This is a genomic window from Pseudomonas sp. WAC2, from assembly GCF_030403525.1.
Lineage (GTDB): Bacteria > Pseudomonadota > Gammaproteobacteria > Pseudomonadales > Pseudomonadaceae > Chryseomonas > Chryseomonas luteola.
Genome location: NZ_JAUEPD010000002.1, coordinates 348,353 through 361,424, shown reverse-complemented (window position 1 = coordinate 361,424; position 13,072 = coordinate 348,353). Strand labels below are relative to the sequence as shown.

Annotated in this window: 9 protein-coding genes, 4 tRNA genes and 1 pseudogene; 5 read left to right on the top strand and 9 right to left on the bottom strand. The window is 54.3% G+C overall.

Annotated features, from left to right (window positions below; translation table 11 throughout):
• Positions 1–54 precede the first annotated feature (54 nt).
• Positions 55–1,806 carry a bifunctional diguanylate cyclase/phosphodiesterase gene (locus QWJ10_RS05845; RefSeq protein ID WP_289924715.1) on the top strand — a complete coding sequence of 584 codons (1,752 nt, stop codon included), beginning with the start codon at positions 55–57 and terminating at the stop codon, positions 1,804–1,806.
• Between the two features lies 1 nt (position 1,807).
• Here the strand turns inward: QWJ10_RS05845 and QWJ10_RS05840 are convergent, their stop codons facing one another.
• The 7 genes from QWJ10_RS05840 to QWJ10_RS05810 form a co-directional block, all read right to left on the bottom strand.
• The gene (locus QWJ10_RS05840; RefSeq protein ID WP_289924712.1) at positions 1,808–2,173 is read right to left on the bottom strand and encodes a hypothetical protein; all 366 of its coding nucleotides are present in this window, start codon (positions 2,171–2,173) and stop codon (positions 1,808–1,810) included.
• Between the two features lie 85 nt (positions 2,174–2,258).
• Positions 2,259–2,720 carry a DUF1232 domain-containing protein gene (locus QWJ10_RS05835; RefSeq protein WP_289924711.1) on the bottom strand — a complete coding sequence of 154 codons (462 nt, stop codon included), beginning with the start codon at positions 2,718–2,720 and terminating at the stop codon, positions 2,259–2,261.
• Between the two features lie 146 nt (positions 2,721–2,866).
• Positions 2,867–3,646, bottom strand: coding sequence for an FKBP-type peptidyl-prolyl cis-trans isomerase (locus tag QWJ10_RS05830; protein WP_010795145.1), 780 nt, complete (start codon positions 3,644–3,646; stop codon positions 2,867–2,869).
• A 350-nt stretch (positions 3,647–3,996) separates the two neighbouring features.
• Positions 3,997–4,073 (bottom strand) — tRNA-Asp (locus tag QWJ10_RS05825).
• A 13-nt stretch (positions 4,074–4,086) separates the two neighbouring features.
• Positions 4,087–4,162: transfer RNA gene (locus QWJ10_RS05820), tRNA-Val, on the bottom strand.
• An 80-nt stretch (positions 4,163–4,242) separates the two neighbouring features.
• Positions 4,243–4,319, bottom strand: a tRNA-Asp gene (locus tag QWJ10_RS05815).
• A gap of 15 nt (positions 4,320–4,334) precedes the next feature.
• A tRNA-Val gene (locus QWJ10_RS05810) sits at positions 4,335–4,410 on the bottom strand.
• A gap of 307 nt (positions 4,411–4,717) precedes the next feature.
• Here QWJ10_RS05810 and rdgC point away from each other — a divergent pair.
• The 3 genes from rdgC (at position 4,718) to sugE (ending at position 7,078) form a co-directional block, all read left to right on the top strand.
• Positions 4,718–5,638, top strand: coding sequence for a recombination-associated protein RdgC (rdgC, locus tag QWJ10_RS05805; RefSeq protein WP_019367173.1), 921 nt, complete (start codon positions 4,718–4,720; stop codon positions 5,636–5,638).
• Positions 5,639–5,700: 62 nt separating this feature from the next.
• Complete coding sequence (locus QWJ10_RS05800) at positions 5,701–6,645, top strand: bile acid:sodium symporter family protein (protein WP_010795147.1); 945 nt, start codon at positions 5,701–5,703, stop codon at positions 6,643–6,645.
• A 118-nt stretch (positions 6,646–6,763) separates the two neighbouring features.
• On the top strand, positions 6,764–7,078 hold the full coding sequence (sugE, locus tag QWJ10_RS05795) for a quaternary ammonium compound efflux SMR transporter SugE (RefSeq protein ID WP_197871096.1): 315 nt from the start codon (positions 6,764–6,766) through the stop codon (positions 7,076–7,078).
• Between the two features lie 51 nt (positions 7,079–7,129).
• Here sugE and QWJ10_RS05790 read toward each other — a convergent pair.
• Positions 7,130–8,416 (bottom strand): annotated as a pseudogene (locus QWJ10_RS05790) (MFS transporter); the annotation flags it as partial.
• Positions 8,417–8,531: 115 nt separating this feature from the next.
• Complete coding sequence (locus QWJ10_RS05785) at positions 8,532–9,098, bottom strand: GNAT family protein (RefSeq protein ID WP_010795150.1); 567 nt, start codon at positions 9,096–9,098, stop codon at positions 8,532–8,534.
• A 270-nt stretch (positions 9,099–9,368) separates the two neighbouring features.
• Here QWJ10_RS05785 and QWJ10_RS05780 point away from each other — a divergent pair, with 270 nt between their 5' ends.
• Positions 9,369–12,845 (top strand): hybrid sensor histidine kinase/response regulator, encoded by a 3,477-nt coding sequence (locus tag QWJ10_RS05780; RefSeq protein WP_289924707.1) that lies wholly within the window; start codon positions 9,369–9,371, stop codon positions 12,843–12,845.
• The last annotated feature ends 227 nt before the right edge of the window (positions 12,846–13,072 follow it).

Genomic DNA, 13,072 nt, shown 5'->3' with positions numbered 1-13,072 from the left:
TGAAATGAACAAGGCCAGCTTATCGCTGGCTTTGTTTATTCAGGACCAAGATAGATGACCGTCAACGAACAGTTGAGCGCGCTTGAGCAGATACTGGCTCGAAGTGATATACACAGCCTTTTCCAACCTATCGTTTCCTTGAGCGAACGCCGCATCATTGGCTATGAAGCACTTAGCCGTGGGCCTTCCAACAGTCCTCTGCACTCCCCGCTTCCCCTGTTCGCCATTGCTCGTACGGCACAGCGTCTGTCCGAGCTGGAAATGGCCTGTCGCACCCAGGCATGTACGGGTTTCCGTGATCTGGGCCTTGAAGGTAAGCTCTTCCTTAACATTTCCCCCGAATCACTTCTTGAGAACAGTCACGAGCAGGGCCGCACCCTGAAATTGCTACAGCGTCTGGGTATCCCTGCTAACCGAATCGTCATCGAGCTGACCGAACAGGCCCCAACCGACGATCTGGGCCTGCTTGATACCGCCTTGCACTACTATCGCGCAATGGGCTTTTCGATTGCTCTGGATGACCTGGGGGCCGGATATTCCAGCCTGCGCCTGTGGTCCGAGCTGCGCCCGGACTACGTGAAGATCGATCGTCATTTCATCGATGGTATCCATCGTGATGGCGTCAAACGGGAATTTGTAGGCTCCATCCTTCAAATGGCCAGGGCGTCCAACGCCGTGGTGGTTGCTGAAGGCATTGAGCTGCATGAGGAGCTGGTCGTACTGGCCGAAATGGGCATTGATCTGGTTCAGGGTTACCTTCTAAGTCGTCCTGAAGCGAATCCCCCGCGGGAAGCACGCGAGATCATGCCTCGCCTGGAGACACGCCCCAAAAGCCTTACAGAGGGCGATACAGGCCTGACATCCATGTTACTTGAGCGGCCTGCCATCCAGGAGCAGACGCTGATACCTGCCGTCATGCAGCTTTTCCACGACAAACCCAGCTTTAACTCCCTGGCCGTGCTTGATGAACACGGTGCGCCTGTCGGCATCGTCCACCATTATGCCCTTGCAGAAGCCCTGCGTAAGCCCTTTGCGCCGGACCTGTTTGGTCGCAAGCCCATTACGCGGCTTATGCATCTGGATTTTCTATGTGTGGAGAAGAGCCAATCTCCTCTTCACGTCAGCCGACTACTCACCCAGCGCGCCAAGCAGCGGGTAGAAGAAGACTTCATTATTGTTGATCAAGGCCAATATGTCGGCATGGGTCGTGTGGTTGATCTTCTCCAACTGATTACTGAACAGAAGATTCAGGAAGCACGGCATGCCAATCCTCTGACAGGCCTGCCCGGCAGCGTGCCGATTCATCATTGTCTGAGCCAGTTACTGGAGCGCAACCAAAACGCCACCCTGTGTCACCTTGATATCGACAGCTTTACGCCCTTCAATGAGATTTATGGATATGCCAAGGGAGACGAAGTGCTGCTGTGCCTGGCACAGGCCTTGACAGAAAGTATGGAGCGCACCCAGGACTTCATCGGTCACTACGGCGATGACAACTTTATAATCGTCCTGCGCTCCATGGACTGGCGAGCACGGCTGACTCGACTCATGGAGACTTTCCAGAGTCGCTGCCGTCGCTTTTACGCACCGGAGCACCTGGATGCAGGCTGCCTGATAGCAGAAGATCATGAAGGCTACCGACGCGAGTATCCGCTGCTATCTCTATCTCTTGGGGTAGTAAGGGTTACGGCAGAAAGTCGAACGTCACGCGATGCCCGCCAACTGCTTAAACTGGCGGAAAGCGCCAAGGCTCAGGCCAAAACCATTCCCGGCTATAGCTTGCACCTGATGGCCGAAACGGCCTGAGTTACTTATCTGAGGAAAAGTTGTACTCGAATACACGCGTGACTTCAGATGCATGCCAGGCAGCCGCCTCTATACCATCCACCTCGCCGTTGAAGCGCCCGACTCGCTGGGCGCATTCAAAGAAACCAGGACGCGGCAGCCGGCTCGCACCCTGGCTGACCACTAATGCGCTGCGCAACGGCACACCCTGACGGGCATCCAGCGCTATCAGGTGTTCAAGGGCAGCAGTCAGTGTCGCCATGGCGGGCGTCGGTAACTGTAGACGCTCGATCAGCGAGCGATAGGTTACCAAGTGCCGCTGGCAACGAGCTTCTTCCAACTCGGCCAGCAACGCCTGCCAATGGGTACGACTGATCTGTAACGCCACAATACAAACCTGAATTCAACGAAAGGTTACTATAACAGCACAGCTTATCCTGTTCCGATGTGCAAGCACCTCTCGCCACCCAGGCTCATGCCCGCTCAACCACTATAACGCCCTCAGCGGGTTTCTCATGAGGAAGCGGCGGAGCCGATAGCGACTTTTGCACCGCTACGGGCTGGGCATCTCTCCAGGCGCGAAAGGTATCAAGCTCGCTCTGCCAGGTTTTGCTCACCCACGCCAGCACTGCCAGATCATCAATGAAGCCAAAGGTAAGCATCCAGTCAGGGATCAGATCAACAGGCGAAAGGAAATAAGCAAGTGCTGCGACCACCGACAAGAGTGCCTGCCGACTGATACCCCGATATTCTCCACGCCACCAGGCCAGCAGTAGGGAATGGAAGAGCCCCAAGGTATCCTTGGCGGCACCCAACCGAAAATCTCGCTTGGCCAGCTTACGCCCGACGGCCAATAACAGTGCCGGTAAGCGCCCCCGAACAAGAAAACGTTGGGCAAGCCTCAGATAACGATCAAATCCAACGGGTGGCTTCATGAGATCTCCCCGCCTCGCAAAGGCAGTCTGATAGAGCGTTTGGCGAATAGGTAAATAACCACCTAGATTAGAGCATCGTCCTCACAAACAGGTTTCCTAAAACAAAAAAGCCCCGTGTGAACGGGGCTTTTTAATAGAGCGGCGTGTTACTTCTTGGAAGTATCCTGCTCTTGTGCAGCGTCCGACTCGTCGGATGGCTCTTGCGTCAGGCCATTGTCGCCCTGAGCGCTTGGATCCTTGATACCTAGCAGCTCCAGGTCAAAGACAAGAACGGAGTTGGCAGGAATGGCAGGGCTTGGGCTCTGCGCGCCGTAGGCCAGTTCGCTGGGAATGTACAGCTTGTACTTTTCACCTACATGCATGAGCTGAAGCGCTTCAACCCAACCCGGAATCACGCCACTCACCGGCAAATCAATCGGGCTGCCACGCTTGATGGAACTGTCGAATACAGTACCATCAACAAGACGGCCTTCGTAGTGAACTGTCACTACATCATTCGGCTTGGGCTGCGGACCATCTGCCTTCTTGACCACTTCATACTGCAAACCGGAAGCCGTTGTGACAACACCCTCGCGCTTGCCATTTTTTTCCAGGAAATCCTTGCCTGCTTTGGCATTGTCTTCGCTGAGCTTGGTCATGCGCTCTTCTGCACGCTTCTGCAGATCGGCAAACGCATCTCTTAGCTGATCATCGGTAAGCTTCTGCTCTTTCTTGCCCACAGCATCTTCAATACCCAAAGCCACTGCTTTTGAATCCAGGTCATCGATGCCTTCCTGAGCAAGGCTTTTACCCATGTTCAAGCCGATGCCGTAGGACGCTTTCTGAGCTGGAGTTTCAAGATTAACCTTGGATTGTGATTGTGAGTCGCAGCCGCTGAGAACCAGGCCAACGAGGGCCACTGCTGCTGCCAACCGGTGCTGTTTCATGCTGTTTCCTTGTCCGTGCGCGAAGCGCGTTCGATAAAACCGCGAGCTTATCAGGGCCTAACTGCCACTGGCTACGGCATGATAAGAATAGTTAGTAGCTTATAAGTTCAGCGCTGAATAGTGACTGAATACAAAGCAGTCTGTGTCCGTGACGTATCAAACAACCCTGAACATACGGACTAGACATCTTTAAAAGAAACTAACTGTACAAAGAACTTCCAGCAAAGAATGCTTAATAGAAGCGGAAAACAGCCGCTAGAAAGGGAATAAACCTGTAGACACGAAAAAAGCGGCGCAAGGCCGCTTTTTCGTAATTTATCGGGAGTTCAGTGGGCCCGATAAACTTAATATGGCGCAGCGGACGGGACTCGAACCCGCGACCCCCGGCGTGACAGGCCGGTATTCTAACCGACTGAACTACCGCTGCGTATATCGCAAAATGGTGGGTGATGACGGGATCGAACCGCCGACCCTCTGCTTGTAAGGCAGATGCTCTCCCAGCTGAGCTAATCACCCACGTAGCTTTCGCTAGTGTTCTTCCTGGGTTCATCAAGAGGATTTAAAACCCAATCAAGCAACCCAAGATGAAGCAAAAATGGCGCAGCGGACGGGACTCGAACCCGCGACCCCCGGCGTGACAGGCCGGTATTCTAACCGACTGAACTACCGCTGCGCGTAACTTCAAGAGTGGTGGGTGATGACGGGATCGAACCGCCGACCCTCTGCTTGTAAGGCAGATGCTCTCCCAGCTGAGCTAATCACCCACTTAACTTTCGTAAGCGTTTGCTCTCGAAGTGGGGCGCATTCTACGGACGGTTTTATAGGCTGGCAAGCCCCCAAGTGAAAAAAATTTCAAATGATCCAAAGGCTTAGGTTCTTTTCCTTTATTTCCAAGCCTTTGGATCATTTCCCGGGTCTGCCCTTGCAGGCAGGACCGTATCGTTACATCCCAAAAAGCGGCCTGTTTGTCATTAAAACCCTTTAATCGTTGCCAATGATCAATTGGGGGTTGGCCTTGGAAGCATGGCAGCGGAATAATGCGCGCTTCGTTTTTTGGGGAATCGTCACGCCATGTGGTTTCGTAATCTTCTTATTTATCGTCTTACCCAGGATTTATCACTCGAAGCCGAGGCCCTGGAAACCGCGTTGGCCAGCAAACCTGCACGTCCCTGCGCCAGCCAGGAACTGACCACTTACGGTTTCGTTGCTCCTTTCGGCAAGGGAGAAGACGCTCCTCTGGTACATGTCAGCCAGGATTTCTTTCTGATCGCAGCTCGCAAGGAAGAGCGCATTCTGCCCGGCAGCGTAGTAAAAGATGCCGTGCAGGAAAAAGTTGATGAAATCGAAGCACAGCAGATGCGCAAGGTTTACAAAAAGGAGCGTGACCAGATAAAGGACGAAATTGTCATGAGTCTGCTGCCACGGGCCTTCATTCGCCGCCAGACTACCTTTGCAGCAATCGCGCCCAAGCAGGGCTGGATTCTGGTAGATGCCTCTAGTGCAAAGCGCGCAGAAGATTTGCTTTCCACCCTTCGTGAAGCGCTGGGCTCCCTTCCGGTACGTCCGATGTCGGTCAAGCAGGCACCGACTGCAACCTTTACAGATTGGGTCAAGTCTCAAGCAGCCACGAACGATTTCCATCTGTTGGATGAGTGCGAGCTACGCGATAGTCACGAGGATGGCGGTGTTGTCCGCTGTAAAGGGCAAGACTTGACCAGTGAGGAAATTCAGAATCACCTGGGCGCAGGCAAGCTGGTGACCAAGCTGGCCCTGGCCTGGCAGGACAAGCTGTCGCTGTTGATCGATGACAAGGTCGCGCTCAAGCGTCTGCGCTTTGAGGACTTGCTTCAAGAGCAGGCCGAGCAGGATGGCGGCGATGATGCCATGGCGCAGCTGGATGCTACCTTTACTCTAATGATGATGACCTTTGCCGAATTTATTCCGTCGCTGGTCGAAGCGCTGGGTGGAGAAGAAATTCCGCAGGGGCTCTAATCAGGTGCGGCGCCTCGGGGCGCCGCCCAACTTCCAAGGCTCATATTTTTATAAGGATAATCATGGGCGCTCTCGCAGCTTTAAGCCGCTTTGCAGGCAATACCTTTGCCTTGTGGGTCCTGCTGGCGGCTGTTCTAGCCTTTATATGGCCTGAAGGGTTTCGTTCCTTAACGCCAGCTATCGTCCCCTTACTGGGCCTGATCATGTTCGGCATGGGGCTCACGCTCAAAGCTGAGGATTTCAAGGAGGTCTTTCGCAAACCTCTTAGGGTTCTTCTAGGTGTAATCGCTCAATTTATCATTATGCCCGGCATGGCGTGGCTGCTTTGTCTTGTCATGCAATTGCCGCCGGAAATTGCGGTAGGCGTTATTCTTGTGGGTTGTTGCCCTGGCGGTACGGCGTCCAATGTCATCACCTGGTTTTCACGCGGGGACGTCGCACTGTCTGTTGGCATCACTGCCGTCACTACCCTTCTGGCCCCGTTGGTGACCCCTACATTGATCTGGCTATTGGCTTCGGCCTGGCTACCAGTCAAGTTCTCAGCCCTTTTTCTATCCATTGTCCAGGTCGTTATCCTCCCGATTGTGCTGGGGCTAGTTGCCCAACGCTTCCTGGGGTCAAAGGTACGGGCAGCGGTTGAGGTGTTGCCCCTGGTCTCGGTTATCAGCATCGTGCTGATTGTGGCGGCCGTTGTGGCTGTCAGCCAGGCGAAAATTGCAGAGTCAGGATTTTTGATTATGGCTGTGGTCGTACTGCATAACACATTGGGACTGATGCTTGGCTATTTGGCCGGAAAAGTGTTTGGGCTACCTCTGGCGCAGCGCAAGACGCTGGCTATCGAGGTCGGTATGCAGAATTCGGGACTGGGCGCAGCACTGGCAACAGCACATTTCTCCCCTCTTGCGGCTGTGCCCAGTGCCTTGTTCAGCGTCTGGCATAATATTTCTGGAGCGCTGCTGGCCACATGGTTCCGTCGCTTGAATGACGAGTCCTCTGCAAAAGAGTGAGCATGTAACGAAACCGGCGCGCTCGGGCTTGGCAAGAGCGCATCGGTTCGCGAAGGGGACGACCCCATCGTCTGAAACTATCCGGGGACGGCCCCGCTTTACCAACCCTGGAATCTTTATGTCCTGGATTATTCTTTTTCTGGCTGGCCTGTTTGAAATAGGCTGGGCTATAGGCCTCAAATACACTGAAGGCTTTACTCGCCCCCTTCCTACTGTCCTGACGGCAGCCGCCATGCTGACCAGTCTAAGCCTCTTGGGCATGGCCGTTAAGCAGCTTCCTCTTGGTACAGCCTATGCCATATGGACGGGTATTGGCGCAGTAGGAACGGTGATTGCTGGCATTATTCTATTTGGCGAAAGCGTCAGTCCGATCCGTCTGCTCAGTGTGCTGCTTATTTTATGTGGCTTGATCGGGCTTAAACTGAGCCATTAGCGCCTAGTCGCGGATGCTGCGCGTAGGGTCTCCACCACCTATCACGGCGCGAAAGCGCATCAGGAATTCTGGCACGCTTGCAAACAGGAAGGCATTGACGCCTATATTCATCAACGCAACCGCCAGAAACAGCTCCGGAACTGTCATCTCGAATACAGACAAAAGCAGCATAGTGATAAGGGCCGAGCAGACCATTAGGAGCGCATTGAGAATATTGGTGGCAGCGATAACCCGAGAGCGCTCCTCCTGTGGCGTGCGCGCCTGAATCAGCGCATAGAGCGGAACGATATAAAATCCGCCAGAGATCCCCAGTCCCAGAATACACCCAAGCGCTGGCCACATGGAAAATTCTTTCAGCGCTGCCCATCCGCCATAAGACCCTGTGATAGCGGCCATGTCAGGCGTGACGGCATAGAGCAAGACGCTGAAGACAGATAACCCCAGCGCACCCAGCGGAACAATACCTGCCTCAACATGCCCCTTGGACAACCGACCACATAGAAGAGAGCCCAGCGCAATGCCTACCGAGAACAAGGTAAGGATCAGCGAAACCATGCTTTCCTGACCGTGCAGGTAGTCCTTGGCATAGGCTGGTATCTGGGTAAGGTATACCGCACCCACAAACCAGAACCAGGAATTGCCCAGCAGAGAACGAGAGACCGAGGGCGCCTGCCCCAGCCCCATACGCAAGATCACCCATGTTTGCCGGAAAATATTCCAGTCCAACCTCAGGTGCGAGATAGCGGCCGGCGCGGATGGAATACCTAGGCTGGCCAGAAAACCAGCCAGAGCGATCAATACGACGCTTATGGCTACGGCCTGGGAATAATCCGGGAGAGAGAGCAAGGCCCCTGCCCCTATCGTCCCGCCCAGAATGGCCAGGAATGTGCCCATCTCCACCAACGCGTTACCGCCCATTAACTCTCGAGACTCGAGATGCTGGGGCAAAATTGAGTACTTGGAAGGTCCGAAGAGCGCCGAGCGTGTACCCATGGCAAACAGGACAAATAACAACAGTGGCAGGCTGTTAAGCCAAAAGCCTAGACTGCCTAACAGCAACATGACGATTTCCGAGCCTTTCAGCCATCGCATGAGCCGCGCCTTGTCATATTTTTCGCCTAACTGTCCGCCTAACGCTGAAAACAGCAGGAACGGAAGAATAAACAGCAAGGCGCACAGGTTGACCAGCAACAGCCTGTCACCGGTAACGCTCAAGTGAAACAGCACCGCCAGAATCAATGACTGCTTATATACGTTGTCATTAAAGGCGCTAAGGGACTGTGTTACGAAAAACGGTAGGAAGCGCCGTTTTTTCAACAGAGCGAATTGTAAGGACATCGAACGAGGTCCTATTCGAAGAAGGAAACCGGAACGGCCACAGCCATCCTTGCAGCCCGAGATAACAACCGCGTTACATCGTACGTCAGTCAAACATCGTTATAGCCGGATAGCCTTAGGAAAAAGAAGCTTCAAGACTGGCTTTTACCGTCGGCCACTCACGGTCGGTAATACTGTACATGACGGTATCATCAAGCCGACCGTCGGCCAAACGTCGATGGTTACGTAACAGCCCTTCACGTACAGCCCCTAGCTTTTCAATGGCGCGTTGCGCACGCAGATTACTGGCTGCCGTCTTGAGTTGTACACGTACCAGATGCCAGTTCTCGAACGCATGACGCAGCAGGAGGTATTTGATGTTGGCATTCAATCCACTGCCATGCTGCTCCCGATCCAGCCAGGTCCAGCCAATTTCAGCGGCAGGTAGCGCAGGCAGAAACTCTGAAAAGCGAGTGGTACCCACCAGCTTGTCAGCCAGCCTGATGGTAAAAGGGATAGTTTTGCCTTCACGCTGCTCGGCAATGGCGTGCCTATACCAGTCCGGTCTTAGTGGACCGCTCAGGTAATGCAACTCGTCCCGGTTGAGATCAGCCAGGCTGACCAGTTCCAGTACGTCGCTTTCCACCATAGGCTCTAAACGAAGAGCACCGCGCTGCAAGGTAATGGGATGCGCTTCGAACATGGCGCCACTCTCCTTGATAACACTGCGACACGCTAACAGGCTGAAGCCCTCGGCTCAACCAAACCTGCGACATTGGTCTCAGTGACCTTGGAGCAGTCGCTTTGATGAGACACTTATAAAGCCTGCCATGCTCCCCAACGAGCGCATTAGAATAGTCCCTAGGTATTCCCACTACTCGAGACGAGCTCTTTCTAATCTATCTGGCAGCGGAAGGCCTAGGGCCAATCACCTATAAAAGGCCCTGCACAACAAAATTCCACAGGAGTTCGCATGACCCTATCCAGCGGACTGATCGCCGCCGTTGCCCTACTCTACATGGCGGTGCTCTTTGCGATTGCCTTTTATGGCGACAGACGTAAAACGCCGTTGCCACCCAAGTTACGCGCCTGGGTTTACAGCCTGTCGCTTGCGGTATATTGCACCAGCTGGACATTCTTTGGCGCCGTTGGACAGGCGGCCGACCAACTTTGGTCCTTTCTGCCGATTTACCTAGGGCCTATCCTGCTCCTGCTATTCATGCCACGTCTGATCAAGAAAATGATCATGATCAGCAAGCAGGAAAACATTACTTCCATTGCCGACTTCATTGCCTCCCGCTATGGAAAATCGCGGGCGCTGGCGGTTGTGGTTACGCTGATCTGCCTGGTAGGCGTGCTGCCTTATATCTCCCTGCAGCTCAAAGGCATTGTCATGGGCGTTAATCTGCTGACCGGTGTAGGGGCCGAGTCAATAGGCATGCGTGCACAGGATACCGCCTTGATCGTCTCGCTGGCATTAGCGGTATTTACCATCCTGTTCGGCACTCGCAACCTTGATGTTACCGAGCATCACCGGGGCATGATGCTCGCAATTGCCTTTGAGTCGCTGATCAAACTCCTGGCATTTCTTTCCGTAGGGATTTTTGTGACCTATGGACTTTATGACGGATTCGATGACCTGTTTGATCAGGCACGCATTGCGCCCGAGCTGTCCAAATACTGGCAGGAAACCTTCGACTGGCCCGCACTGCTGGTGCAAACCGGAGTAGCGTTCACAGCCGTCATGTGTCTGCCACGACAGTTTCATGTCACGGTGGTTGAAAATACGGATGCGCGTGACCTGAACCTGGCCCGCTGGGTATTTCCTTGCTACTTGGCCTTGGCGGCGCTGTTTGTTGTTCCCATCGCCCTGGCAGGACAGATGCATCTGCCCAAAGGGGTCGTACCTGACTCCTTTGTTATAAGCCTGCCCATGGCACAGGCGCATCCCAGCCTGGCGCTCCTGGCTTTCATTGGTGGCGCTTCGGCCGCTACCAGTATGGTGATCGTCGCCAGCGTGGCCTTATCCACCATGCTATCCAATGATATTTTGCTGCCCCTCTTATTCCGTAAGCAGAAGGTAGAGCGCCCCTATGAGGTGTTCAGCCACTGGCTAGTAACCATTCGGCGTGTTGCGATCGTGGCGATCCTGCTGTTGGCGTATCTCTGCTATCGCCTGCTGGGCTCTACGGCAAGCCTGGCTACCATCGGGCAGATCGCCTTTGCAGCTATCGCTCAACTGGGTCCGGCCATGGTAGGAGCACTCTACTGGAAGCAGGCGAACCGGAGAGGTGTATTTGCAGGACTTGCAGCGGGCGCCTTTCTTTGGGCTTATACCCTGGTTCTGCCAGTCATGGCAGAAAGTTTGAACTGGCCACTCGACCGTTTTCCTGGGCTAGCCTGGCTAGCAGCCAATCCGTTTGGCCTGCCCTTCAAGCCCCTGACTCAAGGCGTACTGCTGTCCTTGGCAGGAAATTTTCTCCTTTTCTTTCTGGTTTCCAATCAGGCCAGGACGCGAGTATCCGAGCACTGGCAGGCCGGCCGTTTCATTGGACAAATGACCTCGGCGCGCCTGAATACCCGGTCGCTATTGGCAGTGCAGCTGGAGGATCTTCGCGCACTCGCTGCCCGCTTCGTAGGCGATGAACGTGCTCGGCAGAGCTTTATTCGCTTCGCTGACCAGACGGGCCTGACCTTTCATCCGGCCCAGAATGCCAACGGAGAATGGATTGCCCATACCGAGCGCCTGTTAGCCGGCGTGATTGGAGCTTCCTCTGCCCGGGCGGTTGTAAAGGCTGCCATCGAAGGCCGTGACATGCATGTGGAGGATGTCGTACGCATTGCCGACGAAGCGTCCGAAGTACTTGAATTCAACCGCGCGCTTTTGCAGGGCGCTATCGAAAATATTTCTCAAGGTATCAGCGTTGTTGATCAATCCCTTCGGCTAGTGGCCTGGAACCAACGTTACCTGGAGTTGTTTGACTACCCGGACGGCATGATCCAGGTCGGGCGTCCAATCGCCGAAATCATCCGCTATAACGCAGAACGGGGCCTCTGTGGCCCAGGCGATCCTGACGAGCACGTAGCACGACGTGTCGATCGAATGCGGCAAGGGATTGCCCATACATCTGAGCGACAATTTCCCAATGGCCGGGTGATTGAGCTCAGTGGCAAACCCATGCCGGGACGCGGCTTTGTCATGAGCTTTACCGACATCACTGCGTTTCGCGAAGCAGAGCGCGCCCTTCGTGAAGCCAACGAAGGGCTGGAGCAGCGCGTGGAAGAGCGAACCCGGGAGCTCTCCCAGCTTAACCAGGCGCTGACAGAGGCCAAAGCCCATGCAGAAGCAGCAAACCAGTCCAAAACACGCTTTCTCGCTGCCGTCAGCCATGATCTGATGCAACCGCTAAACGCAGCACGCCTGTTTACGGCCGCCCTCGCCCACCACGATGCGTTACCCAAGGATGCTCGCGAGCTGGTTAACAACATGGATTCGTCCCTGCGCTCCGTGGAAGACCTGATTGCCGACCTGCTGGATATCTCGCGCCTGGAGAGCGGACGGGTTCATACGGAGGTCGGCACGTTCGCAATCAATACGCTATTCGATACGCTGGGCGTAGAGTTTCGTGCCCTGGCGCGAGAACAAGGCATAGATTTCCACCTGAGCGGAAGTCGCCTGAGAGTAGAAAGCGACGTCAAGCTGCTGCGCCGAGTCCTGCAGAACTTTCTGACCAATGCTTTCCGCTATGCCAGAGGGCATGTATTGCTAGGTGTCCGCCGCCACGGTGATCATGTGACACTGGAGGTATGGGACCGTGGCCCAGGTATCCCGGAAGATAAGCGTCAGGTCATTTTTGAGGAGTTCAAGCGACTCGATAGCCATCAGACGCGCGCAGAGAAGGGGTTGGGCCTGGGACTGGCTATTGCTGATCGTCTCTGCAAGGTACTGGGCCATCGTATCGAGGTACGCTCCTGGGCAGGCAAAGGCAGTGTATTCAGTGTCTCGGTGCCCGTCGCGACTCAAACTCTATCTGAACCTGTCCTGCAGCCTACACGCGAACACACCAGCGAACCGCTACGAGGCGCACCGGTATTTTGCGTTGATAACGAGGAAAGCATCCTGACGGGTATGCGGAGCCTCCTTAGCCGCTGGGGCTGCGAGGTTTATACGGCACGCAATCAGCAGGAATGCGAGGCGTTACTGGCACAAGGTATTGAGCCGCAGATAGCGCTGGTGGACTTCCATCTGGATGACGGCAATACCGGACCTCAACTAATGGCATGGCTTCGCACGCGGCTTAATAAGCCGTTGCCTGGCATTGTGATCAGTGCAGATGCACATCAGGATCGTGTCAGTGAAGTGCATTCGGCTGGGCTGGATTTTCTACCTAAACCCGTAAAGCCAGCCGCCTTACGCGCATTGCTTAGCCGTTATCTGAATTTAAGATGACTTGGGGCGACCGTGTCGATAGGTCATAAAAACCCAATCGAAATAATGCAAAAAAATTCTTGCATTTTGATGAAGCCAAGCGTGATGCGGTCTACAGGGTTAATCCACAGAACCTGTGGATAACTCTGTAGAAAAGTTGGTGGAAATGTCCTGTAAGCTAGATGAAATGGGGGGTTCCGTTAAACTGTCCATTTTTTAACCAATCAAAAAAATCCTTATAAATCATA

What these genes read in the sequence shown, in the direction of transcription:
- QWJ10_RS05845 (WP_289924715.1), top strand. Translation starts at nt 55, where the DNA reads ATGACCGTCAACGAACAGTTGAGCGCGCTTGAGCAGATACTGGCTCGA.
- QWJ10_RS05835 (WP_289924711.1), bottom strand. Translation starts at nt 2,720, where the DNA reads ATGAAGCCACCCGTTGGATTTGATCGTTATCTGAGGCTTGCCCAACGT.
- QWJ10_RS05830 (WP_010795145.1), bottom strand. Translation starts at nt 3,646, where the DNA reads ATGAAACAGCACCGGTTGGCAGCAGCAGTGGCCCTCGTTGGCCTGGTT.
- rdgC (WP_019367173.1), top strand. Translation starts at nt 4,718, where the DNA reads ATGTGGTTTCGTAATCTTCTTATTTATCGTCTTACCCAGGATTTATCA.
- QWJ10_RS05800 (WP_010795147.1), top strand. Translation starts at nt 5,701, where the DNA reads ATGGGCGCTCTCGCAGCTTTAAGCCGCTTTGCAGGCAATACCTTTGCC.
- sugE (WP_197871096.1), top strand. Translation starts at nt 6,764, where the DNA reads ATGTCCTGGATTATTCTTTTTCTGGCTGGCCTGTTTGAAATAGGCTGG.
- QWJ10_RS05785 (WP_010795150.1), bottom strand. Translation starts at nt 9,098, where the DNA reads ATGTTCGAAGCGCATCCCATTACCTTGCAGCGCGGTGCTCTTCGTTTA.
- QWJ10_RS05780 (WP_289924707.1), top strand. Translation starts at nt 9,369, where the DNA reads ATGACCCTATCCAGCGGACTGATCGCCGCCGTTGCCCTACTCTACATG.